General features: G+C 59.7%; 19 protein-coding genes. 12 read left to right on the plus strand and 7 right to left on the minus strand.

Annotation, left to right across the window (positions count from 1 at the left end):
• Positions 1 to 16 precede the first annotated feature (16 nt).
• Complete coding sequence (locus KGB24_RS07030) at positions 17 to 784, minus strand: helix-turn-helix domain-containing protein (protein WP_223416639.1); 768 nt, start codon at positions 782 to 784, stop codon at positions 17 to 19.
• Between the two features lie 78 nt (positions 785 to 862).
• Between KGB24_RS07030 and KGB24_RS07035 the strand changes: the two genes are divergently transcribed.
• On the plus strand, positions 863 to 1,555 hold the full coding sequence (locus tag KGB24_RS07035) for an aspartate/glutamate racemase family protein (RefSeq protein ID WP_008030145.1): 693 nt from the start codon (positions 863 to 865) through the stop codon (positions 1,553 to 1,555).
• 1 nt (position 1,556) lies between these two features.
• Here the strand turns inward: KGB24_RS07035 and KGB24_RS07040 are convergent, their stop codons facing one another.
• The 3 genes from KGB24_RS07040 to KGB24_RS07050 form a co-directional block, all read right to left on the minus strand.
• Entirely contained in the window at positions 1,557 to 2,078 is a 522-nt protein-coding gene (locus KGB24_RS07040) for a GNAT family N-acetyltransferase (protein WP_223416637.1), read from the minus strand.
• 173 nt (positions 2,079 to 2,251) lie between these two features.
• On the minus strand, positions 2,252 to 3,232 hold the full coding sequence (locus KGB24_RS07045; RefSeq protein WP_223416636.1) for a LysR family transcriptional regulator: 981 nt from the start codon (positions 3,230 to 3,232) through the stop codon (positions 2,252 to 2,254).
• A 75-nt stretch (positions 3,233 to 3,307) separates the two neighbouring features.
• A complete protein-coding gene (locus tag KGB24_RS07050) occupies positions 3,308 to 3,748 on the minus strand; it encodes a carboxymuconolactone decarboxylase family protein (RefSeq protein ID WP_008030139.1) in 441 nt (146 codons plus the stop codon).
• A gap of 201 nt (positions 3,749 to 3,949) precedes the next feature.
• Here KGB24_RS07050 and KGB24_RS07055 point away from each other — a divergent pair, with 201 nt between their 5' ends.
• The 4 genes from KGB24_RS07055 (at position 3,950) to KGB24_RS07070 (ending at position 7,370) form a co-directional block, all read left to right on the plus strand.
• Positions 3,950 to 5,383, plus strand: a complete 1,434-nt coding sequence (locus KGB24_RS07055) for a PLP-dependent aminotransferase family protein (protein ID WP_223416634.1) — start codon at positions 3,950 to 3,952, stop codon at positions 5,381 to 5,383.
• 122 nt (positions 5,384 to 5,505) lie between these two features.
• A complete protein-coding gene (locus KGB24_RS07060; RefSeq protein ID WP_008042903.1) occupies positions 5,506 to 5,799 on the plus strand; it encodes a putative quinol monooxygenase in 294 nt (97 codons plus the stop codon).
• A gap of 224 nt (positions 5,800 to 6,023) precedes the next feature.
• Positions 6,024 to 6,434: a cupin domain-containing protein gene (locus KGB24_RS07065; protein ID WP_008030133.1), complete on the plus strand. Its 411-nt coding sequence runs from the start codon at positions 6,024 to 6,026 to the stop codon at positions 6,432 to 6,434.
• A gap of 225 nt (positions 6,435 to 6,659) precedes the next feature.
• Positions 6,660 to 7,370 (plus strand): ATPase, encoded by a 711-nt coding sequence (locus KGB24_RS07070; protein ID WP_223416633.1) that lies wholly within the window; start codon positions 6,660 to 6,662, stop codon positions 7,368 to 7,370.
• A 161-nt stretch (positions 7,371 to 7,531) separates the two neighbouring features.
• Here the strand turns inward: KGB24_RS07070 and KGB24_RS07075 are convergent, their stop codons facing one another.
• The 3 genes from KGB24_RS07075 to KGB24_RS07085 all read right to left on the minus strand — a co-directional run bounded on the left by KGB24_RS07075 (position 7,532) and on the right by KGB24_RS07085 (position 15,284).
• A complete protein-coding gene (locus tag KGB24_RS07075) occupies positions 7,532 to 12,436 on the minus strand; it encodes an NAD-glutamate dehydrogenase (RefSeq protein ID WP_008030130.1) in 4,905 nt (1,634 codons plus the stop codon).
• A gap of 537 nt (positions 12,437 to 12,973) precedes the next feature.
• Complete coding sequence (locus tag KGB24_RS07080) at positions 12,974 to 14,149, minus strand: RHS repeat-associated core domain-containing protein (protein ID WP_223416632.1); 1,176 nt, start codon at positions 14,147 to 14,149, stop codon at positions 12,974 to 12,976.
• A 58-nt stretch (positions 14,150 to 14,207) separates the two neighbouring features.
• Positions 14,208 to 15,284, minus strand: coding sequence for an RHS repeat-associated core domain-containing protein (locus tag KGB24_RS07085; RefSeq protein WP_411736637.1), 1,077 nt, complete (start codon positions 15,282 to 15,284; stop codon positions 14,208 to 14,210).
• A 158-nt stretch (positions 15,285 to 15,442) separates the two neighbouring features.
• Here KGB24_RS07085 and KGB24_RS07090 point away from each other — a divergent pair, with 158 nt between their 5' ends.
• The 7 genes from KGB24_RS07090 to KGB24_RS07120 all read left to right on the plus strand — a co-directional run bounded on the left by KGB24_RS07090 (position 15,443) and on the right by KGB24_RS07120 (position 22,892).
• Positions 15,443 to 15,799, plus strand: a complete 357-nt coding sequence (locus KGB24_RS07090) for a hypothetical protein (RefSeq protein WP_008030124.1) — start codon at positions 15,443 to 15,445, stop codon at positions 15,797 to 15,799.
• Between the two features lie 250 nt (positions 15,800 to 16,049).
• On the plus strand, positions 16,050 to 17,009 hold the full coding sequence (locus KGB24_RS07095; RefSeq protein WP_008030123.1) for an AAA family ATPase: 960 nt from the start codon (positions 16,050 to 16,052) through the stop codon (positions 17,007 to 17,009).
• 5 nt (positions 17,010 to 17,014) lie between these two features.
• Positions 17,015 to 17,959: a DUF58 domain-containing protein gene (locus KGB24_RS07100; protein ID WP_223416631.1), complete on the plus strand. Its 945-nt coding sequence runs from the start codon at positions 17,015 to 17,017 to the stop codon at positions 17,957 to 17,959.
• Positions 17,956 to 18,450: a DUF4381 domain-containing protein gene (locus tag KGB24_RS07105; RefSeq protein ID WP_223416629.1), complete on the plus strand. Its 495-nt coding sequence runs from the start codon at positions 17,956 to 17,958 to the stop codon at positions 18,448 to 18,450. The genes KGB24_RS07100 and KGB24_RS07105 overlap by 4 nt, the downstream gene beginning before the upstream one ends.
• The gene (locus KGB24_RS07110; RefSeq protein ID WP_192496301.1) at positions 18,443 to 19,522 is read left to right on the plus strand and encodes a vWA domain-containing protein; all 1,080 of its coding nucleotides are present in this window, start codon (positions 18,443 to 18,445) and stop codon (positions 19,520 to 19,522) included. Before KGB24_RS07105 ends, KGB24_RS07110 begins: the two co-directional genes overlap by 8 nt.
• Positions 19,519 to 21,255 (plus strand): VWA domain-containing protein, encoded by a 1,737-nt coding sequence (locus tag KGB24_RS07115; RefSeq protein ID WP_223416627.1) that lies wholly within the window; start codon positions 19,519 to 19,521, stop codon positions 21,253 to 21,255. Before KGB24_RS07110 ends, KGB24_RS07115 begins: the two co-directional genes overlap by 4 nt.
• Positions 21,252 to 22,892, plus strand: a complete 1,641-nt coding sequence (locus KGB24_RS07120; protein WP_223416626.1) for a BatD family protein — start codon at positions 21,252 to 21,254, stop codon at positions 22,890 to 22,892. Before KGB24_RS07115 ends, KGB24_RS07120 begins: the two co-directional genes overlap by 4 nt.
• Positions 22,893 to 23,120 lie beyond the last annotated feature (228 nt).

The following is a 23,120-nucleotide window of genomic DNA, read 5'->3' on the forward strand; positions in this document are numbered from 1 at the left end:
CGCGGCGGGCGTACGACTAAAAGCGTGAGCGGTATTGGCTGGGGGTCATGGCGAGGAATTTGCGGAAGGCGCTGCCCATGTGGGACTGGTGGGCGAAACCGGCATCAAGGGCGATGTCAGCCAGGCTCAGCCGGGTGTGCTCGATCATCCGCCGTGCCGCCTGCAATCGTACTTCAACGAGGTAAGCGTGCGGTGTCAGGCCGATGGCGCGGGTAAAGTCGCGCAGAAAGCGCAGCTCGTTCTGGCCGTAGGCCGCCGCCAGTTGTTGCAGCGTGAGGGGCTGGTGGAATTGTTCTGCAATCAGGTCCAGCACTTGGGCGAGTGCGGCTGGCGCGGGCCGATGAGCCATTTCGACCTGCGGTTGCGCCAAACCCACGAATCCCAGGGCACATTGCTCCAGCGCCAGAAGGTCGCGGTGTGGCACCAGTAACAAACGCCGTACTTCGCGCGCCAGGCTCAGCGCCTGTCGATTGCCGCAAGACTGTACGCGATGGCCAATGGCGGGCAAATGCTCATCGGCAAACGACTCGTCCAGCCGCATCAGCAAATATTCGCCACCGCTGGACGATTCGGAAAACACTTCGACGCCCACCGGGGTATACGCCAGAACACCGGGCAACGTATCGAAATCCACCCGCCGATCCGAGTCAATCGCGTGCACGCCCTGCTGGCGCTCCAGCGTCACCCCAAGGGTTCGCGACTGCGCCGGATCGCGTGCGCTGTAAGCGGCACGGGGCAGAAGTTGCAGGCTGACTTTAGCGCCCGGCAGCCGTTGGCTCAGCATGTGAAATTTCCTGATAGAAAGCCGTGAAACGCCACGGGATACTCCCGGACAAAGGGTTGCCATCAACAGGAGCACGCCATGCGTACCATCGGCCTTATCGGCGGCATGAGCTGGGAGTCCAGCGCCGAGTATTACCGCCTCATCAACCAACAGGTACGCGACCGGCTCGGGCCGTTGCGTTCGGCGAAACTGCTAATGTACAGCGTCGACTTCGGGCCTGTCGAACAGGCCCAGCATGCCGGTCGCTGGGACGATGCGGCGCTGATTCTGGTGGATGCCGCGCGGCGGTTGGAGGCTGGCGGCGCCGATTGCGTGGTGCTGTGCACCAACACCATGCACAAGGTCGCCGGGCAGATTCAGGCGGCGATCAACATTCCGTTCCTGCACATCGCCGACCCGGCCGGACAGGCGGCGGTGGATGCCGGTGCGCTGAACGTCGGGTTGCTGGGGACTGCGTTCACCATGGAACAGGACTTTCTCAAGGAGCGCCTGACGTCGATGGGGCTGACCGTACTGGTGCCGGGCGCCGAGGAGCGTCAAGCCGTGCACCGGATCATCTACGACGAGTTGTGCGTCGGGGTGATCAGCGAGGCCTCACGCCGGATTTATCAGCAGGTGATCGAATCCCTGCACCAGCGCGGTGCCCAGGTCATCATCCTCGGTTGCACCGAAATCGGCCTGCTGATCAAGCCCGAACACAGCACCCTGCCCCTGCTCGACACCACCGAACTGCATGCGCAGGCGGCGGTGGCGTTCGCACTGGGCGAGTGAATCAACCGGCCTTGGGCATGCGGCGCAGACGCGCCATGCTCAAGGTGTCCACCAGCACTCCGTCACGCACGGCGTAGTCCCGAAACAGGCCTTCGGTTTCAAAACCAAACTTGCGGTACAAACCGATGGCTGCTTCATTGTCGGCGTACACCGACAGCTCGACCCGTTGCAGATTCATCCAGTTGTCGGCGATGTCCAGCGCGGTGGCCAGCAGCTTCGAGCCAACACCCTTGCCCTGCCACGCCTCAGAGACACCCATGCCGAAATTGGCAGCATGACTGCGGCGGATGCGCGAAAACTGCTCGAGGCCGATGTTGCCGATCACCCTCCCCTGACTCAGCGCCACCAGTTGCACATGCCGTTCGTTGCCCGGATCCAGGCGTTTGCGCCAGACCTCAATGGACTGAAACGGCATTTGCAGCACTTGCCGGGTAATCGCTGGCTCGTTGTAAAGCGCGGTGATGCCTTCGAGGTGGGATTCGTTGAAGCGTTCAAGCGTAATGACAGCGTCAGTGGCGGGCATGGGTGATTCATCCTTGATACAGACATGGCCGCTCACTCTACAACGCAATCTTCCAGCATGGCGAGAATCTACTGTAGGAGTGAGCCTGCTCGCGATAGCGTCCGGACAGTCAACATCAATGTTGAATGTTATGGCCCTATCGCGAGCAGGCTCACTCCTACAGTTGATAGTGCTCAGGCTTCGAACCACTCCCGGCGCTCATTGAAGGTGTTTTGAATCAGCTCGACGATCATCTGCACCTGAGCTTCATCCTGCGACTGCGCATTGACTGCCATCCACACTTGGCGGTGCATCGGTTGGCCAAACAACCCCGGCAGAGCGATCAGACCACGGTCGAAATGGCTCATGTAACCAGGCAGCAAACCGATACAGGCGCTGCATCGGATCATCTCCAGCATCAGCTCATAGGCATGCAACTGCACCACCCCGGCGAGGCGCTGATCCACCAGCGCATTCCACGGCACAAAGCTTTCGACCTGACGATGAGGCTGCCATTGCACCAGCAGGAAATCAGCGAGGTCATCGAGGTTGTCCGGGCGTGACGCAGTGCGTGAATAACGCTTGGCAATGTGCGGCAGGTAGTCGAGCCGCGCCAGGCGCTGGGGTTCGCTGACGGCAAAACTCGGGCCCGGCAGTGGCGAATCAGTGCCGGCCAGCCACACCACCACATCGGCGCTGACGGCGCGCAGGGCCAGCTCGCTGTCGAGGGAAATGATCTCCAGACGCACGCTGGCGTTGCGGCGCAGCAAGGCCACCAGGTCGCGACCGAGGATGTCATGCAGGATCGATTCGGCGACGGCCAGGCGCACCAGGGGCTGTTCGATCACCGGCAAGTCGCGTTCATGGGCCAAGGCAATCAGCTGCGCCTGAAGCTGCAAGCCTTCACGACTGAGGGCGACACCATTGTCGCCATGGCTGAACAGCGAGCACTGCAGGTGCGCTTCGAGTTGCGCCAACTGCTTGCGCAGCAACGTCGCCTTGATGTTGAGACTGCGCGACGCCTGCATGTAACAGCCGCAGCGGGCACTGACCATGAACGCTTGCGCCAGTTGCGGATCAAGCGCGGCGGCCTGCGCATGTATGGATGACGACGTGTCTACCGGCGAGCGGTATTCGGCAGGGCTTTGGCGCCCAGCGGTTTCTATGAATGACATCAATGACTCCCTGTCGATCTGTCCTTTGAAAACCTCATCCTGCGCAACGCTCATGAACCTGATGTGACAGCGTCATCACGCGCTGGGGGACTGGCGGAAACTCACCGCCAGGCGATTCCAGCTGTTGATGGTGGTGACGGCGATGGTCAGGTCGACCATCTCGCTCTCGCTGAACTGTTCCCGGGCCTGGGCGTAGACGTCGTCCGGCACATGGCTTTGCGAGAGCAAGGTGACCGCTTCGGTCCAGGCCAGCGCCGCGCGCTCGCGCGGGTTGAAAAAGCCGCTGTCACGCCAGACCACAATCGAATACAGGCGCCGGTCGGTCTCGCCGAGGCGTCGCGCGTCCACCGAGTGCATGTCGGTGCAGAAGGCGCAGCCGTTGAGCTGCGAGGCGCGGATCTTGATCAGGTGCAGCAGCGCCGGCTCGATGCTCAGGTTGCTGGTCAACGCCTCCATGGCGATCATCGCTTTCATCGCTTTGGGCGACGCGCTGTAGTAATCCAGACGGGAAGTCATGGCGTGCCTCTTGGATTGATAGATGTTTTCACGGTAAGCGCTGATGCGCCGGTGTTACAGATCCAATTGCGCGAAATACCGGTGGACCACTCCGAGCAGACCAATCCGCGGTTTTTCCCCCACGCAACTTCTGCACGGCGGCGCATGCGCGTAATCTGGCGCGACGCACACGCGCCTCAACCGCCCAGGAGCCCCGCCGGTATGGAACTTCATGTTGTCATCAACGGCCGCAAGGACCTGGCAGGCCAGTTGTACAACCAACTGCGCAGCGCCATCGAATCCGGTCGTCTGGCAGCCGGGACGCAACTGCCGCCCAGCCGTCTGCTGGCCGAACAGCTGGGCATCTCGCGCAAGACCATTTCCGACACGTACGCGCAACTGACCTATGAAAACTTCCTGACCGGGGTGATCGGCAAAGGCACCTACGTCAATGCCCGGACGGCCAAAGCGCAGCCCAAGCAAAGCCATTCGCAGTTGGCGAGCGCCGAGGTCATCGAGTCGTGGCGCAATTTGCCGGTTTTTTTGCGTCACCCGACGCTGGAAGGCTCGCTGCGTTATGACTTCATCGGTGGCGCCACCAGCAAGGGCCAGTTTCCGCAGGACGATTGGCGGCGCTGTACCTCCCACGCACTGCGTCAGATGTCCGGCTCCAAAGGTTTCTACAGCTTGCCTGAAGGCCTGCCGGCGCTGCGCAATGCGATCGCCCGGCACATCGCGTTTTCCCGTGGGGTGAATTGCCAGGACGAAGACGTGGTGGTGTGCAACGGTGCGCAACAAGCGCTGGACCTGATCTCCCGCGTGATCACGCGCCCCGGCAGCATCGTCGCCATGGAAGACCCCGGTTACCCGCCCGCGCGCCTGCTGTTCGGCAGCCACGGCGCCACGGTGATCGGCGTACCGGTCGACGAAGACGGCATCCAGGTCGACAAAATCCCCCTTGGCACCCGGCTGATTTATGTCACGCCGTCCCACCAGTTTCCGCTCGGCATGCCGATGAGCCAGGCACGTCGCGTGGCGCTGCTGGAGCGCGCCTACGAGTTGGGCGCGATCATCATCGAGGACGATTACGACAGCGAATTCCGCTACGAAGGCCGGCCCACCGACTCGTTGCAAAGCATGGATGAACGGGGGATCGTCGCCTACGTCGGGACCTTTTCGAAAACCCTGTTGCCGGAACTGCGCCTCGGCTACGCGATTTTGCCGCCGGCGATTCTCGAAGCGGTGATCCGCGCCAAGCAACTCACCGACCTGCACACCTCCACCCTGCCCCAATGGGCACTGGCCAAATTCATTGCCGAAGGCTGCCTGCTCAAGCACATCCGGCGCTGTCATACGATCTACGCCGGGCGTCGCGAACGTATCCTCTCGCGCATCGCAGGTGACCTGTCACCCTGGCTCGAAGCGATTCCGAGTACGGCAGGTTTCCACATGGTGCTTATGTGCAAAGTGCCTATCGATATGCCATTGCTGATCGAACTGGCGAAAAAGGTCGAAGTCGGGCTGTATTCCATCGATACCTTTTACTACCAGAGGGCCCCACAGGCCGGGCTTCTCATGGGGTTTGGCGCCATTGAAACCCTGGACATCGACACCGCGCTGGACCGCTTGCGTGACATTTTTCAGCAAATCGCCTGAGCGATTGGTCTGGGTTTTTATCCGGCAATTGGCTATTGGCGGTCCGCAAGTGCAGGCCTATCCTCGTAAGCGTTATCCCTCAATGAGCAGGATTCGTCCGGCCTGATTCAGGAGTGTGAGCAATGTCCAACGAAGTGATCAACACCGTAAAGGTGCAGGCCGCAGCCGGCCGCTCGGACGAACTGGGTAAGCAACTGCAAAAGATTGTCGAAACCCTGCGTGAACAACCGGGCTGCGAATCCTATATGGTCGACCGCTGCCCCGAGGACAGCAACCGCTGGAACGTCAGCGCCCGCTGGCAATCGGAAGCGGCCATGCAATCGCATTTCAACACCCCACAGGCGCAAGGTTTCATCGACCTGATCGATTGCCAATTGGCGAACGCCGTGGACTTCAACAGCTTCCCGATCCGTTAAACACCCCCCTGTAGGAGCCGGCTCCTACAAGGCGATCCATTCACCTCGGTGTACCTGATGCACCGCGGTGATGCTATCGCCAGCAAGCCGGCTCCTACAGGTTTTGCATTGCCTTGCGTAAATCCGGATTGGTCCCCTGACCTTCTGCTGAATTGGCTGTTTGATTGCGGTCACTGGCGGACTAACGTTGTTTGCGACAACTAACCCCCCGCAGGTGATGAATCATGAAAGTTTTGCGTTTATTGGCCACCCCGCTTGCCGTCCTCGCCCTGAGCGTTTCTGCCTCGGCATTCGCCCATGATCCTTCGGAAAAAGTCACGATTCTGCAAGATGAAGTACTGAAGAACGTCCCGGGCAAAAAGGCGCTGATGATTGAAGTCGACTACAAGCCGGGCCAGTCCTCCATCGCCCACAAGCACGAAGGCACCGCAATGGCGTATGTGATTTCGGGCTCGATCACTTCCCAGGTGAAAGGCGAGCAACCGAAAACCTACAAGGCTGGCGAGTACTGGTATGAAGCCGCCGGTTCGGAGCATCTGGTCTCGAAAAATGCCAGCGCAACCAAGCCGGCCAAACTCCTGGTGTTCATGGTGTTGTCCCCCGACGAGAAAGTGCTGATCCCATTGGAAAACTGATAGCTGAACGTACAGCCATAAATAAACAGGCCCGAATCGAAAGTTCGGGCCTTTTTATTGCCCGACGCAATTAACCGGCAACTTTTAAACCAAACAATACTATTGGTCACCTGACAAGCTCATGAATTGGCTATTTCATTCAGCCGCCACAGGTTTAGTCTGAAGTCACTGCCGACACCGGCAACTTTAACTTCCGACTCAAGTTGTTTCACTGGAGAGACACCCATGAAACTTGCACTTGTCAGCACCTTGTCGTTTGCCGCTGTTTTAACCGGTTGCTCAATCCCCACTGCACCGACGGCAGTTTCTTCACTCGACGGTATCTTCAGCGCGCCCGTCAGCCGCAGCAACGCCACCCATGTCGCCAGCGGCGGTCAGGTCTCGCTGGGCATCGTCTACAGCCGCAACACCCAGACCAACCGCGCCTACTTGCAGGACTATCAGGCCAATGCCGGCACCGGTTTCGGCCAGAGCCTGCTGGTGCAACCGATTCATGATGCCTACGTCGCCACCTCCAAACCCGACCTGGCGGTGGATTGGGTCAAGGCCTCGTTGCAACGCCAGTTCGGCTCGGTCACGGTGTACCCGGACATGCAAAGCCTCAGGGCGGCGAAACCGGACGTGGTCGCGATTGTCGACACCCGCAGCCAATTGATCACCTCACGCAGTTCGGATATCAAGGCCGATGTAAGTGCAGACTTTTATGATGCCAACTTCAATTACATCGGGACTGCACAAGGGCATGACGCCAAAGCATTGAGCCCGGTGTGGGCGGACTATAAACGCAGCGAAGAGATCGTGGCGGACATTAATGAACAGCAGAGTGTGCAAGTTCGGGCATTGCAGAAGTTCGACCAATCGCTCAGTAATTTATTGACCAAGCCGACAGATAAAGTGTCGATGATCGATAACACATCAGTTCAGAAGTTGTATTGAAGCGGATGGCCCCATCGCCGGCAAGCCGGCTCCTACAGTAGAAATGCGAAACTTTGTAGGAGCCGGCTTGCCGGCGATGGGGCCCGCTCAAACACCACAAAACATTCAAACAAAAAAAACCCCGCATCTCTCAATGCGGGGCTTTTTCATTCAGCGACTGATCAGGCCGCCGGTTCCAGCTCGGCACTGGCGGTGACAGCAGCGGCAGGCACCACCGCTTGCCCGCTCAACGCCAGGTCCAGCAACTCACGGTTGGCTACCGCATACATCGCGTAGTCAGTACCGCTCGCCGCACGGATTTCCACCAGCATGGCGCGCCAGCGTTCGATCATGCCTTCGTTCTCTTCCATCCACAGCGCCAGGCGTGTTTCCACATCCTGAGTGCCGCCGCCCTGTTGCAGGACAGAGATGGTGATCGCACGTTGCTGCCAGTCGACGTCATCGCGGAACGCTTCACGGGCCAGGGCCTGCCAGTTGTTTTCAACCGGCAGAGCGCTGATCTGTTGCAGGTACCAGGTGACGTCCAGCGCGCTGCCCACGGCGAAGTAGGCCTTGGCCACGTCCGCAGGGTTCTGGCCGGTCACGTCGGAGGCCTCGATGATCGGCAGCAGCGTGTACAGGTGCGAAGTACCAGCCACCATGCGCGCCAGCAACTCCGGCACACCGGCTTCGACGTACGCCTGATAACGGGACTGCCAGTTTTCGTGGATCTCGCCGCTCAGCAGTTCGTCGAGCTTGAGACCCAACTCCTTCAGGTGCGGACCGAAGTGCGCAACGTCACGGGCAGCGTTCTGCTCGTTGCGGCGGGCACGCAGGAACCAGCGCGTAGCGCGACGGCCCAGACGCATCAGCTCGTCCATCAGCTCCAGTTGTACGTCAGCGGAAACCTGGTAATCCAGGGCTTCGATCTGACGGAACCAGTGCGGGAGATGGAAGATGTCACGCACGATCACGTACGCACCGGCCACGTTCGCCGGGCTCATGCCGGTCGACTCTTTGAGTCGCTGAACGAAGGTGATGCCCATGTGGTTCACCAGATCGTTGGCGATCTGGGTGCTGACGATCTCGCGCTTCAGACGGTGACGACGCATGGCCTCGGAGAACTTGCTCACCAGTGTTGGCGGGAAAGCGGTTTCCATGTCGCGGGTCAGGTAGTCGTCGTCCGGTACACGGGAGTCCAGCAACTGCGCCTTGAGGTCGATCTTGCTGTAGGAGATCAGCACCGAAAGCTCGGCACGGGTCAGGCCGTGGCCTTCCGCGAGGCGTTCGTTGATCGCGTCTTCCGACGGCAGGAACTCGATGGCGCGATCCAGCTTGCCACGGCCTTCCAGATCGTTCATCAGGCGCTTGTATTCGGCAATTCGCACGAAGGCACGGCGGGCCGCCAGGGACAGCGCTTGAGTCTGCTTGTAGTTGTTGCCCAGCACCAGGCTGCCGACTTCGTCGGTCATGCTCGCCAGCAACTGGTTACGTTGCTTGTCGGTCATGTCACCGGCGTGAACCACTTCGTTCAGCAGGATCTTGATGTTCACTTCGTGGTCGGAGCAATCCACGCCACCGGCGTTGTCGATGAAGTCGGTGTTGGAACCGCCGCCATTGAGGCCGAATTCGACACGACCCAATTGGGTCATACCGAGGTTACCGCCCTCGCCCACGACTTTGCAGCGCAGTTCGTTGCCGTTCACACGCAGTGCATCGTTGGCCTTGTCGCCGACATCGGCGTGGCTTTCGCTGCTGGCTTTGACGTAAGTACCGATACCGCCGTTCCACAACAGGTCTACCGGTGCCTTGAGCAAGGCATTCAGCAGTTCGGTCGGAGTCAGCTTGTCGGCCTGAATGTCGAAGCGCTCTTTCATCTGCGGGGAAATCGCGATGCTTTTCGCGCTGCGCGAGAAGATCCCGCCGCCTTCCGACATGATGCTGGTGTCGTAATCCGACCATGCCGAACGTGGCAGATCGAACAGGCGCTGACGCTCGGCGAAGCTGTTCGCAGGCTCTGGGTTCGGGTCGATGAAGATGTGCAGGTGGTTGAACGCTGCGACCAGTTGCAGCTTGTCGGACATCAGCAAGCCGTTACCGAACACGTCACCGGCCATGTCGCCGACGCCAACCACGGTGATGCTGTCTTCCTGGACATTGATGCCGCGTTCGCGGAAGTGACGTTGTACGCCAACCCACGCGCCTTTGGCAGTGATACCCATTTTCTTGTGGTCGTAACCGGCAGAACCACCGGAGGCGAACGCGTCACCCAGCCAGAAACCGTAGTCGATGGCGATGCCGTTGGCGATGTCGGAGAAGGTTGCAGTGCCCTTGTCCGCAGCGACTACCAGGTACGGGTCATCGTCGTCATGACGCACGACGTTGGCCGGCGGTACCAGTGCGCCGTCTTTCAGGTTGTCGGTGATGTCCAACAGGCCCGAAATGAAGATGCGGTAGCAGGCGATGCCCTCGGCCGCGATCTCGTCACGGCTGCCGCCCAGTGGCAGGCGACGCGGCAGGAAGCCGCCCTTCGCACCGACTGGCACGATGACCGAGTTCTTCACTTGCTGGGCTTTTACCAGGCCCAGGACTTCGGTACGGAAGTCTTCTTCACGGTCAGACCAGCGCAGACCGCCGCGAGCCACGTTGCCGAAGCGCAGGTGCACGCCTTCGACGCGAGGTGAGTAGACGAAGATTTCGAACTTCGGAACCGGCTTCGGCAGCTCTGGAATCTGGTGCGGGTTGAACTTGAAGCTGAAGTAGGACTTGTTCTGACCGTGTGCATCGGTCTGGTAGAAGTTGGTCCGCAGGGTCGCTTTGATCAGGTCGAGGTAGCGACGCAGGATGCGGTCTTCGTTCAACACCTGGACGTCGTCCAGTGCTGCCAGAATCGCGTGTTCCAGACGTTGCTGCTTGTCTTCCAGATCATCGGTGGCCAGCTTGCGCGCCAGGTAGAAGCGGGTTTTGAACAACCGGGTCAACTCGCGAGCGATGTCGGTGTGGTTGTTCAGGGTGCTGGCGATGTAGCCGAGGTCGAAGCCCAGGCGAATCTGCTTCATGTAGCGTGCGTAGGCACGCAGCAGCGCAACATCGCGCCATGGCAGGCCGGCGGTCAGTACCAGACGGTTGAACGCATCGTTCTCGGCATCGCCACGCACGATGTGGACGAAGGCGTCCTGCAAGGTGTCGTTGAGTTGCTGGATGTCGAGTTCCAGGCCTTCGGCGGCGGTGAACGCGAAATCGTGAATCCAGAACTCGCGGCCATTGTTGTGACGCAGGCGATACGGGAACTCACCTAGCACACGCAGGCCGAGGTTTTCCAGAATCGGCAACACGTCGGACAGGGCCAGCGGGGTGTCGGCGTGATACAGCTTGCAGTGCAGCTCGCGCTGGCCGGAGACCTGACCCAGTGGCTGATAGAAGCTCATCACCAATGGATTTTTTTCGTTCAGGCTCAGCAGGTGCTGCATGTCGACCACAGCCGAATGCGCAGCGAAACGCTCGCGGTAACCGGCCGGGAAGCCTTTTGGGAAGTCCGCCAGCACGTTGGTGCCGTGGGCTTCGCCGAAGCTTTCCACCACCAGGCTGGCGTAGTCGTCCTGCCAGCTGCGGCAGGCCTGGATCACTTCGTTTTCCAGTTGCAGCGGGTCGATGTCCAGACGGTTCTTCGGATCGACGCGCAGAATCAATTGCACGCGGGCCAGTACGGACTCGGAGAAGAAGGTCCAGAACTCGCAGTCCGAGGCTTTCAGGCGATCCATCAGCACTTGCTGGATCTTCTGGCGCACTTCGGTGGAGTAGATGTCACGCGGCACGTAGGCCAGGCAGTAGCAGAAACGGCCGTACGGGTCTTTGCGCAGGAACACGCGAATCTTGTTGCGTTCCTGGATCTGCACGATCGACATCACGGTGCTGAACAGCTCGTCGACCGGGGTCTGGAACAGGTCATCACGCGGCAGCACTTCGACCACCTGCGCCAGTTCCTTGCCCAGGTGAGCCTTGGCCTGGAAGCCGGAACGGCGTTCGATCTCTTCGACCTTGCGGCGAATGTACGGAATGACCCGCACGCTTTCGCCATACACCGACGAGGTGTACAGGCCCATGAAACGGCATTCCTTGATGACCTTGCCGTCGGCGTCGATCTCGCGGATCGACACGTAGTCAGGGTAAGCCGGACGGTGTACGCGGCTTGGGTGCGCAGCCTTGGCGAACGACAGCAGGGTCGGTTCGCGCAGGTAGTTCACGGCGTAGTCTTCGATGCGCAGGTCATCGTAGGTCAGGCCGGTGCGCAGCAGCTTGGTCAGGCCGAGGAAGGAATTCTGGTCGTAAACGATGTGGCCGCCATCGGCTTCATCCTGAACCACGAATTCTTCGTAGCCGAGGAAGGTGAAGTGGTTGCCCACCAGCCATTCCAGGAAGCTTTTGATTTCAGCTTTTTCTTCGCCGTCGACCGCAAATTTGCTGTTGTCGAGGCCGGTCAGGATTTCCTGGACCTTGGCTTTCATCGGCTCGAAATCGGCGACCGCGACGCGGACTTCACCGAGAACCTGTTCCAGCTCTTTGCCCAGGACATTCAGTTCTGCGGTGTTCGCGCAACGGTCGATTTCCAGGTACATCAGGGATTCTTGCAGGATCCCTTCGCCCTGGGTGCCTTTAGGCAGGATTTCCAGCAACTCGCCTTTGCTGCCGCGACGCACGCTCAGCACAGTGGTTTGCAGGGTATGAATGCTGTAGCCGCGACGGTTCAGCTCGGTGCGCACCGAGTCCACCAGGAAAGGCAGGTCGTGGTGCAGCACTTCGACCGCGGTGTGGGTCGACTGCCAGCCGTGGCGTTCGTAATCAGGGTTGAAGACGCGAACCTGCGGTTGCGCGTGATCGAAGCGCTCAAGCAGGCGCCACGCAGAAAGGGTGCAGCCGGCGAGGTCGGACAGCCGACGCTGGGTCAGCTCGTCAAGGGAAATGATGCCGAAGAATTGTTCAGCGAACAGCGCCACTTGTGGCAGTGCCTGTTCACTGATGTGCTGCGCCAGTGCCGCTTGCAGTTGGTGCTGGAAGTCGGCTTTGCTGGCTGCGGTGAAGAACGCCATCTGTGGTACTCCGCTTGGGCTTGTTATTGATGGAAGCGTCGCGTGCAAAACCCCTTTCGGGGCGATCCGTCACCCGGTTCCTGATTCTCGGGCAGAGGAAACAGGGTGACAGGTGGGTGAAGCTGGACGAGACACTCGGGTCACATTCACCTTCCATGAATGGGCATCTGCAAAAACGACTCTGCGATCAATTGCACAATGTCTTTACAGGTATCCATTCGATGCGCAGCTTAACCAGTGCGGCAAGGCCTGTGCTTGCGGTGCTGCGACATATTCGGTCATCGGTACGCAGCGAAGGCGCAGCGCATCGAATAACACTAGCAGCCGTGTAGGAAATTGGGCGTTTTGTGCTCGGATTTACGGTACGCTCGTGCCAGAAATGACCGAGACAGGTTCATTCGAGGCTTGGCCGCTTGTTCAACATGTAGATTCCGACTCTTTTTTTCATATTGATAGGGAAGCAGCAGCGAAAAGCGCCGCCAGAGCCGGATCAAAACATGACGATCAACACCATCATTACGTTTTGTAACGTTTCCCTCATCGCCTAATATCGTCGCGAGATGGATCTAAGGCGCCAGGAGAAAAAACTTGAGGATCATAATTACTTTGCCTTATCCGCATTGTTTCTAGTGAATACTCAGAGCGACCTTTATGCACTCTAAAACGATGCACCTGACTACTACTTTCACCAACGCTTAGTGATTCAAATGCCGTATTACTATTAGTGGTTATAACGCCACGATAACCTTTCACATCAAGACCTGATAGATTAACGAAAGATTCAGCTAGTGAAGGTACTCCAGCAACTCCATCTGCAGAATGACATGTAAAAATGCGGACGCTATTGTACTCTTTATAATTAATACCACTGACTTGAAGAATCCTATCCAAGCCCTTTGCATCTGTTGATCGATTGCGGTTCACCTTAATTAAACCTGGCGAACCGTGCCCAATCACATGCAATTTTTTTCCATTTTTTCCTTCGGAAACCCCAGTAAAAATTCCTTCAGAAACTCTTTTCACATTATTAAGAGATCTCAAAGGAACAGAGCTGACCGACCGCGAATGCTGTTCGCCCGCCTGCCAGGCCATGTGAGCTTCCAGCACATCCGAACGCCGAGAACTTCGCGCCCAGGGTTGTGAAAGCTGCAGAGTCTGTCTCGACTGAAAAAAACTTTTAAATGAAAAATGCCCGGAAGGATCGAACCTATTGGTTGGATCACCCTCGCAGTAAGCATAGCAATTCAAGCCCCCTGAGTTGAATGGACTATAACTGTCCGGGCTATTGAATCGCATTAGCACTGAATTGAATGCGCGATAACCATTACCTAATAAATAATGTCCGGTCCAGGGATCGGGCCTCTGACCATTGAAACCTAGCAAACTGGTCAACCCACTTTCACAGCGGTGATAACCATAGGGTGAATAGGAGATAGGTCGTTGGCAGTTGGCCTGAAGGGTATTGAGTACAGAACGCTGCTGATCCATGGCGAGCAACGTATTGTCAAGCCCGTCGCTGTTGCGTCGCTGCTGCGCCAGCAACTGATCCCCGTGCTGAACGATTGAAACCTGCTCACCGCCCTCAATTTCTGTGACCAATCGATTTTCGCAGTAGAAGCGCTGTCGATCGACACCACCCTGCAGGCTATGGTGGGTCAGCCGATTCAGTGCATCGTACTGATAACGTATGAGAGGGGTTTGTTTGCACACCATGGTCGACTCCAATAAATCAGCATTGGGGAACGCTCACTGCAATAGAGCGCTCTTTAAACTATGTTCTGACACGACTAACCGGACGCTTAACCTTATCAAACACAACGGGGCGAAACTGCGCACCAAACCGCTTGACGGCGCTGGCTGTCTTGGCAATTCCAAAGTAATACGGCCCCGCATACGTTTCGCCGACTTCCAACCCTTCAAATACCTTGTGCGTATCGATGGAAGCCACCGTTCCTTCGTAGCCTTTAACCGGACGTTTCACTAGCTTGTTAAAACTTTCGGCAAATGAAATATCCGCGATGCCAAACGCATTTTTTTCTACATCCGCAGAATGGCACACCACCAACCTTACACTTTCAAATTTATCGATACGGACGCCATATCGCTTGGCCAGGCTAACTAGCTCCAGCCCATTCAAATCCTCCCCCACCCTTCCAGGGGAACCATGCCCCTGAAAGGTGAGCCTGGTGCCACCTCTATCCTCAAATGTAAAGATGTGCTCAGAAAGCCTTGTTACATTTGTCGCAGGCTTGAATTTAATTCCAACTTTTAAAGACTCGGCTTGCGCTGGAATTCTTGAAAGATACTGACTTAGTGCAGAAACAAAATGCCCTGTGGGGTCACTCCAGTTGATCGGATCCCCTAGACAGTACGCATAAGCATTTAAGCCACCCACTCCAAACGGACTCAAACTATCCGGACTATTAAACCGCATCAGAATGGGGTTAAACGCCCGATAACCGTTACCCAGCAAATAGTGACCCGTCACGGAGTCCGGTAGCTGACCATTGAAGCCCAGCAAACCGCTACCAAAAGAGTGATGACCGTAGGGAGCATAGACCGAGGAGCGTGGATTTTTTGTATCGAGGGCATAAAGCACAGAGCGCTGCAGGTCCGTGGCCAACAGCGTGCTTTCAAACCGCCCCTTTTTTTGCTGCTGTTGCGCCAGCAGTTGGTCGCCGTGCTGCACGACCGATTGGTGCTCCTCACCCTGGATCTCGGTAGCTAGGCGATTTTCGCAATAAGAGCGTTGGCGCTCGGTGCGAGCCGGTTGTCTGTGGCTGGTCATTCGATCGAGGGCGTCGTATTTATAGTGGATGAAAACCCCATCCTGATTGCCGATCATCATTGAACCCTCCAGGAGCCCGGAATTATCGATGGCTTAGGCAACTGATAGCCACTAGCAGAACTGATAGGGCTCCCAAACGCGACCCAGCAAAAAACCGCCAACACTGGCAAAATCGCCCTTTGCCTGCCAACACCGCGCCCAGCGCCAGGACTGCTCAAATGCAAATGACCACCTCCCTCTTGATCGTCAACCCGTGCGACGAGGAAGAAGACAACATGGCCATGCTCGCCTGCCACAGCGATCAGGGTGAAATGTTCCTGATGAGCCGCTACCCGGACGAGGACGAGCTGGAGATCACCCTTGATGGCGAACCTTCGACGCTGGACGGCGTGAAAGTGACGCTGAGCCCTACCCGCTTGCTGATCGAAATCGCGGCGGCGGATGCGGATGCGTTGAATGGGGATGATTCGCTGGAGATTACGCACAGCACCGATGCGGGTGATTTGGCGGAGGTGGAAGAAACGTTGCAGAACATTCTCAAGGGTACCGGCACTTACATAAGCCAGATTGCCTGACAGACCGCCATCGCCGGCAAGCCGGCTCCTACAAGGATTCGTGTCGAACGCAGATCAACTGTAGGAGCCGGCTTGCCGGCGATGGCGTCCGCAAGGACGCAAAATCCCCAAAACAATATCGATATCCCGCCCCTGCGCACATTTGCACAAAATGCCGTTAGTCGCCGCCCCCCGCGATAGATTAAAGTAACGCCCCCAGCCCTGGCGTTATTCGAACGTCTTCGGTCACCCTTTCCAGGAACAGTCATCGATGGAACATCGTGAAGCGCTGCTCGCGCTGCGAACCTTTCTTTCAACGCAGATTCTCGGCCAGGAAAAACTCATCGAGCGCTTGCTCATCGCCCTGCTTGCCGACGGCCATATGCTGGTCGAGGGCGCTCCCGGCCTGGCCAAGACCAAGGCCATCAAAGAACTCGCCGAAGGCATCGAAGCCCAGTTCCATCGCATCCAGTTCACCCCTGACCTGTTGCCTGCCGACATCACCGGCACGGAAATCTATCGCCCGGAAACCGGCAGTTTCGTGTTCCAACAAGGCCCGATCTTCCACAACCTGGTATTGGCGGACGAAATCAACCGTGCTCCGGCCAAGGTTCAGTCGGCTTTGCTTGAAGCCATGGGCGAGCGTCAGGTCAGCGTCGGGCGCAGCACCTACGAGCTGTCGCCGCTGTTCCTGGTGATGGCCACGCAAAACCCGATCGAGCAGGAAGGCACTTACCCACTGCCCGAAGCGCAGCTGGACCGCTTCCTGATGCACGTGAAAATCGGCTTCCCGGACGCCACCGTCGAGCGCCGCATCCTGCAACAGGCCCGTGGTGAAGCCTTGAACGGTGAAACCAAACCCGAGCGCCGGGTCAGCCAGCAGGCCATTTTCGCCGCCCGCAAGGAAATCCTCGGTCTGTACATGGCCGACGCCGTGGAGGAATACCTGGTGCAACTGGTCATGGCCACGCGCACGCCGGCCAAGTTCGACCCGGAGATGGCCGAGTGGATCGCCTACGGTGCCAGCCCGCGCGGTTCGATTGCCCTCGACCGCTGTGCCCGCGCCCACGCCTGGCTGGCCGGTCGCGACTTCGTCAGCCCGGAAGACATTCAAGCAGTGCTGTTCGACGTCTTGCGTCACCGCATCATTCTGTCCTTTGAAGCCGAAGCCGCTGGCATCGACCAGGACCGGGTGGTCCAGCGGATTCTCGACGTCGTAGCCGTCGCTTGACCCCGATGAACGTCATTCTGCCGCCCGAGCCGGGCATCCGCGTCAGCCTCGCCGAGCTGATCGAGATGCGCCATCGCGTGCGTGAAGTGCAGCTGTTCTCCACGCCGAGCCAGCGCAGCCCGCTGATCGGCCTGCACCACTCCAAGCTGCGTGGCCGTGGCGTCGACTTCGATCAGGTGCGGGTCTATCAGGCCGGCGACGACGTGCGCAGCATCGACTGGCGCGTCACCGCCCGAACCCAGGAACCGCACACCAAGCTGTTCCACGAAGAACGCGAGCGGCCGATTTTCATCATGGTCGAACAGAGCCGACGGCTGTTTTTCGGTTCGGGGCTGATGTTCAAATCGGTGCTCGCCGCCCAGGCCGCCAGCCTGATCGGCTGGGCCGCGCTCGGCCATAACGATCGAGTCGGCGGGCTGGTGTTCGGCGATAACGAACACTACGAAATCAAGCCCCGGCGCAGCAAACAAAGCCTGCTGCAATTTCTCAACCGGCTGGTGCGTGTCAATCAATCGTTGCACACCGAAAGCGAGCAGAACCGCGATTCCCTCAACCTGGCCCTGCGTCGTGCCCGGGAGGTGCTGCGCCCCGGCAGCCTGGTGATCGTGATCTGCGACGAGCGCGCGCTGACTGAGGGCTCCGAGCAGCAACTGAGCCTGCTGTCGCGCCATTGCGACCTGTTGCTGCTGCCACTGTCCGACCCACTGGACCACGCCCTGCCCGCTGCGGGCCTTTTGCGCTTTGCCGAACGCGGCGCGCAACTGGAACTCGACACGCTGAATTTTGACCTGCGCCAGACCTACCGCGCCCAGGCCGAAGCACGCATTGCCCATTGGGAATTGCTCGCGCAAAAACTGCGGGTGTTGTTGATGCCCCTGAGCACCCAGAGCGAGATGGTCGAACAACTGCGCGAGTACCTGAACCCGCAAAAACCGGGAAAATATCGATGAGCAGCCTCGATCAACTGCAACCGCTGATTTCCCCGCCGCCGATTAGCTTTTGGCCACCGGCACCGGGCTGGTGGTTTTTGCTGTTGTTACTGCCGCTGATCGGCTTCGGGCTGTGGAAGGCGCGGCGTTTCCTGCCGAACAAGCGCCCCATCGTGCGCGCCGAACAACCGCTGGACCCGGTGCGCATCGCCGCGCTGGCCGAACTGGCGCTGATGCCCAAACCTTACGACGGCGCACCGGCCGGTGCCTGGCTTCAGCAACTCAATGGCTTGCTCAAACGCCTGTGCCGCAACCATTACCCCTACAGCCAGAGCCACACCCTCAACGGGCGCAAATGGCTGGCGTTTCTCGACAACCGTTGCCCGGCCGCCGGGCTGACGCGCTGGATGGTACTGGTCGAAGGCGCCTACAAACCCGAATGCAAACTCGACGACAAGGCCATCGCCGGCCTGACCCAAGCCGTCGACACGTGGATTCGCAAACATGTTTGAGTTCGCCTGGCCGTGGATCTTCGCCCTGCTGCCGCTGCCGTGGTTGATGCGCATCGTGCTGCCGGTGGCCGACAGCGGCGAACCGGCGCTAAAAGTCAGTTTCCTCAGTGACCTCGAAGGCCTCGCCCGACGCCGTGCCCGGGCCAACCTGCCAGCCTGGCGGCAACAAGCGCCGTTCATCCTGCTGTGGCTGTTTTTGCTGATCGCTGCAGCGCGCCCGCAATGGCTCGGCGAACCGTTGCCGATTGCCGCCAGTGGCCGTGACCTGCTGGTGGCGGTGGACGTTTCCGGCTCCATGGATTTCCCCGACATGCAGTGGCAGGACGAGGAAGTCAGCCGCCTTACGCTGGTGCAACATTTGCTCGGTGATTTTCTGGAGCGACGCGAAGGCGACCGTGTCGGCCTGATCCTGTTCGGCAGCAGAGCGTACCTGCAAGCACCGCTGACGTTTGACCGGCGCACCGTGCGGGTCTGGCTCGACGAAGCTCGCATCGGCATCGCCGGCAAAAACACCGCCATCGGTGACGCCATCGGTCTCGCGCTCAAACGCCTGCGCCTGCGTCCGGCGCAAAGCCGTGTGCTGATTCTGGTCACCGATGGTGCCAACAACGGCGGCGAAATCGACCCGTTGACCGCCGCGCGGCTGGCGGCCAAGGAAGGCGTGAAAATCTACCCGATCGGCATCGGCGCCGATCCCGAGCAAAGCGGCACCGCAGGATTCCTCGGCATCAACCCGAGCCTGGACCTCGACGAGCCTGCACTGAAGGCCATCGCCGCCGCCACGGGCGGCCAGTATTTCCGCGCTCGCGACGGCAAGGAATTGCAAACGATCAAGGAAACCCTCGATCAACTGGAACCCGTGACCCAGCAACCGACCCAGGCCCGCCCGGCGCAGGCGTTGTATCACTGGCCGTTGGCGATGGCGCTGCTGTTGAGCCTATTGCTGGTGGCGCGCGAACGCTGGCCGGATAACCCGTTGCAGCGCCTGTTTACCAAGGATCTGTTCTTGCAAACGCAACTGCCTGACTGGCGCCAGCGACTCAAGCGCCTGCGCCTGCGGAGGCGCCGATGAGTGCACTGTGGCCTTACTGGTTCCGCCCCTGGTGGCTGCTGCTGTTGCCGCTGCTCGGCTGGTTGCTCTGGCAACTCTGGCATCGACAGAAGCGCGCCGGGCGCTGGCAGATGATTCTGCCGCCGGCCTTTCATTCAGCGCTGCTCAGTGGCGGCAACGGTCGCGACAGCAAATTGCCGTGGGTCGCCCTCGGTGTGGCGTGGCTGCTGACGATTCTGGCGCTGTTGGGGCCGAGTTGGGAGCGCGTCGAGCAAGCCAGTCAGAAACCGGCCGACCCTTTGGTGGTGATCCTTGAGCTGACCCCGGAGATGCTCGCCACCGACGTGACGCCAAACCGGCTGGAACAGGCCCGGCGCAAACTGTTCGATCTGCTGCAAAACCGCAGCGACGCCCAGACCGCCATCGTCGTCTACGCCGGCAGCGCACACACGCTGGTGCCGCTGTCGGATGACCTGTCTACCAGCCGCAATCTGCTGGAGGCGCTCAAGCCGTCGTTGATGCCCCAGACCGGCCATCGCGCCGATCTCGCGGTGACCAAGGCCCTTGCGCTGCTGAGTCAAGGCGCGCTGGGTGACGGCCGGATTCTGCTGATCGGCTCGTCTCTGAGCGAACTGGAACGCGAAGGCATTCAACAGGCGCTCGACGGCAAGTCGACCCGGTTTTTGATGCTCGGCATCGGCACCGCCGAAGGTGCACCGATCACTCAGGAAGATGGCAGTTTCCTCAAGGATGATCAGGGCGCGATTCTGGTGCCGCACCTCGACGAGCCGAACCTGAAAGCGTTCGTCAACGGCCTCGATGGGCGCTATCGCCACGCGCGCCTGGACGATGCTGACCTGCGCGCCCTCGGCTTGCTCGATGGCCCGCGCAACTTGCGCAATGACGGCCAGACCCTGCGTCTCGATAGCTGGGCCGATCAGGGTTATTGGCTGTTGTTGCCGCTGTTGCTGTTGGCGGCCTGCGCCGGTCGACGCGGCTGGTTGCTCTGCCTGCCGCTGCTGTTCCTGTTGCCGCAGCCGAGCTATGCCTTCGACTTCGAAGACTTGTGGTTGCGCCCTGACCAGCAAGGCCTGCATCTGTTGAAAAAGAAGCGTCCGGCCGAGGCCGCGCAACATTTCCAGGATCGGCAATGGCAAGGCGTGGCGCTCTACGAGGCCGGCGACTACAGTGGCGCCGCCCAGCGGTTCGCCGAAGGCAATGATGCCCACGCCCACTACAATCGTGGCAACGCCCTGGCCAAAGGCGGTGAGTTGGAAGCAGCGCTGGATGCTTACGATCAGGCACTGGAGCGGCAACCGGATCTGCGCCCGGCGCAGACCAACAAGGCCTTGGTGGAAAGCTTGATCAAGCAGAAAAACACACCGGCGCCCGTTGAACCGGACAAAACCGAAGGCGACGAGGCCGGGACCCCGCAGGAGCCACCGCCGGGTGCAGCCACCCAACAGTCGAACAGTGGCGAACCGAAGTCCGATGCCCAAACGACGGCACCCGATGCAGAACAGTCGGATACGACACCGGCGCGCCCCGGCACCAATGAGGTGCCCGGCAGCGAGTTGGGCGACGAACAAAGCACCACCCCGCCGTTGCGCCCTGCCAGCGATACCATCGATGGCGAACAGCGCCAGGCGCTGGAACAATGGCTGCGCAAAATCCCGGACGACCCGGGCGAATTGCTCAGGCGCAAATTCTGGTACGAACAGCAGCAACATCAGGATCAGGAAAAAACCCGATGACCCGCTTCACCGCTTTCATGCTTGCTCTGTTTATCTGGACCGTTCAGGCCCAGGCTGCGCAACTGGTCGCCAGTGTCGACCGCAGTCGCCTGAACTCCGGCGAAACGGTCGAGCTGACCCTGGAGTCCAACGATGTCACCCAGTTCGGCAAGCCCGACCTGACGGCGCTGGAGCCACTGTTTGAAGTGCGCGGCACCCGCCAGGTCAACCAGTTGACGACCCTTAACGGCGGCAACGGCGCCACCACCCGCTGGATCATCACCCTGCTGCCTCGCCAGAACGGCAGCGTGGTGATTCCGTCGCTGCAACTGGGCGATGTGCAGAGCCAGCCGATCACCTTGCAAGTGGTCGAGAGCGAAACCCAGGACAGCACACAAAAACTGGCCCCGGTATTCATCGACGCCAGCCTCGATCAAAACAGCGTGTACGTGCAGGCCCAGGCGCTCCTGACCTTGCGCATCTACCATTCCGTGTCGCTGTATGACGACAGCAGCCTGACTCCGTTGCAGATTCCCGATGCGCGCATCGAGCAGTTGGGCGAGTCGCGCACTTACGAAAAAGACATCAATGGCCTACGCCATGGCGTGATCGAATTGCGCTACGCGATCTACCCGCAACACAGTGGCCAGTTGACCATTCCGGCGCAGATCTTCAGCGCCACGCTGGTGGACGCGCAGCCGGCCAAGGACGTCGAGTCCCAGGTGCCGAAATCCGGCAAATTGATGCGTGTCAGCTCGGTCGAACTGCCACTGACCGTCAAGCCGAAACCTGCCACTTACCCGGCTGACGTACCTTGGCTGCCGGCCCGCAGCCTGACCCTGAGCGAGAGCTGGAATCCGGAACCGGATCACACGCAAGTGGGTGACTCGCTGACTCGCAGCCTGATTTTGGAAGCCGAAGGTTTGGCCAGTTCACAACTGCCGCCATTGCCGGCCACCGACGTCAACGGCTTGCGGCGCTATCCGGATCAGCCGGTGCTGGTCAACCAGAATAGCGAGCGCGGCCTGATCGGCCGCCGCGAGGACCGTGAGGCACTGGTGCCTGTGCAGCGGGGGAACGTCGAGTTGCCGGCTGTGGATGTGGTCTGGTGGAACACCTTCGAAGATCATCTGGAACACAGCAGCCTGCCGGCGCGGACGCTGCAAGTGGTGAACAATCCTGGCTTGATGGTTGATACCCCGGCCGGCACGCCGCTGGTCATTTCCCCAGCCGACAATGAAGCGCTCTGGTGGTGGAAACTCAGCACCGTCATTCTCGCCTGCACCACCCTGCTGGGTTTCGGCCTCTGGTGGCGTGCCCGCTGGCAACCGGCGATCCTGCGCGCGGCCCAGACCGGCCCGAGCCCGCGCACCGTGCTCGACGACCTCAAGCGCGCCTGCCAGGCCAACGACTCCCACGCCACCCGCCAGGCCCTCGACGCCTGGGCCCGGCAACAACCGGAAACCCTGGCCGACATGGCGGCGCGTTTCGTGCCGCTGTCGGACGCGCTGGATGGTTTGAATGGGGCGCTGTACAGCGAAACCGGTCAGCATTGGCAGGGTGAAGAACTGTGGCGCGCGATCAAGGCGATCCCGATTGCCGAGCGGGTTCAAGACCCGGTCGGCGACAGCGGCCTGCCACCGCTCTACCCGAAGTAACCCCAATCCTGTAGGAGCCGGCTTGCCGGCGAAGCGATCCCGAGTTCCGCGTCGCGCTCAAGGCCGCCTTCGCGGGCAAGCCTCGTTCCTACAAGGCCTGGGGGCGGCGCGAATCCCTGTAGGAGCCAGGCTTGCCGGCGAAGGGGCCCTTGAGGTTGTGGCGGCCAGTTCCTGCAGTAGGTTTGGTGTCGCTTTACCCGTAAACTCTATCCCCTTTCGCCGCTGTCA

The organism is Pseudomonas sp. BF-RE-25 (assembly GCF_019956105.1).
Classification (GTDB): Bacteria; Pseudomonadota; Gammaproteobacteria; order Pseudomonadales; family Pseudomonadaceae; genus Aquipseudomonas; species Aquipseudomonas migulae.

Bases quoted from the DNA above. Each gene is read 5' to 3' on its own strand.
- KGB24_RS07085 (WP_411736637.1), bottom strand. From the start codon at position 15,284: ATGATGATCGGCAATCAGGATGGGGTTTTCATCCACTATAAATACGAC.
- KGB24_RS07055 (WP_223416634.1), top strand. From the start codon at position 3,950: ATGGAACTTCATGTTGTCATCAACGGCCGCAAGGACCTGGCAGGCCAG.
- KGB24_RS07110 (WP_192496301.1), top strand. From the start codon at position 18,443: ATGTTTGAGTTCGCCTGGCCGTGGATCTTCGCCCTGCTGCCGCTGCCG.
- KGB24_RS07075 (WP_008030130.1), bottom strand. From the start codon at position 12,436: ATGGCGTTCTTCACCGCAGCCAGCAAAGCCGACTTCCAGCACCAACTG.
- KGB24_RS07100 (WP_223416631.1), top strand. From the start codon at position 17,015: ATGAACGTCATTCTGCCGCCCGAGCCGGGCATCCGCGTCAGCCTCGCC.
- KGB24_RS07095 (WP_008030123.1), top strand. From the start codon at position 16,050: ATGGAACATCGTGAAGCGCTGCTCGCGCTGCGAACCTTTCTTTCAACG.
- KGB24_RS07050 (WP_008030139.1), bottom strand. From the start codon at position 3,748: ATGACTTCCCGTCTGGATTACTACAGCGCGTCGCCCAAAGCGATGAAA.
- KGB24_RS07070 (WP_223416633.1), top strand. From the start codon at position 6,660: ATGAAACTTGCACTTGTCAGCACCTTGTCGTTTGCCGCTGTTTTAACC.
- KGB24_RS07120 (WP_223416626.1), top strand. From the start codon at position 21,252: ATGACCCGCTTCACCGCTTTCATGCTTGCTCTGTTTATCTGGACCGTT.
- KGB24_RS07090 (WP_008030124.1), top strand. From the start codon at position 15,443: ATGCAAATGACCACCTCCCTCTTGATCGTCAACCCGTGCGACGAGGAA.
- KGB24_RS07105 (WP_223416629.1), top strand. From the start codon at position 17,956: ATGAGCAGCCTCGATCAACTGCAACCGCTGATTTCCCCGCCGCCGATT.
- KGB24_RS07035 (WP_008030145.1), top strand. From the start codon at position 863: ATGCGTACCATCGGCCTTATCGGCGGCATGAGCTGGGAGTCCAGCGCC.
- KGB24_RS07060 (WP_008042903.1), top strand. From the start codon at position 5,506: ATGTCCAACGAAGTGATCAACACCGTAAAGGTGCAGGCCGCAGCCGGC.
- KGB24_RS07080 (WP_223416632.1), bottom strand. From the start codon at position 14,149: ATGGTGTGCAAACAAACCCCTCTCATACGTTATCAGTACGATGCACTG.
- KGB24_RS07115 (WP_223416627.1), top strand. From the start codon at position 19,519: ATGAGTGCACTGTGGCCTTACTGGTTCCGCCCCTGGTGGCTGCTGCTG.
- KGB24_RS07045 (WP_223416636.1), bottom strand. From the start codon at position 3,232: ATGTCATTCATAGAAACCGCTGGGCGCCAAAGCCCTGCCGAATACCGC.
- KGB24_RS07040 (WP_223416637.1), bottom strand. From the start codon at position 2,078: ATGCCCGCCACTGACGCTGTCATTACGCTTGAACGCTTCAACGAATCC.
- KGB24_RS07065 (WP_008030133.1), top strand. From the start codon at position 6,024: ATGAAAGTTTTGCGTTTATTGGCCACCCCGCTTGCCGTCCTCGCCCTG.
- KGB24_RS07030 (WP_223416639.1), bottom strand. From the start codon at position 784: ATGCTGAGCCAACGGCTGCCGGGCGCTAAAGTCAGCCTGCAACTTCTG.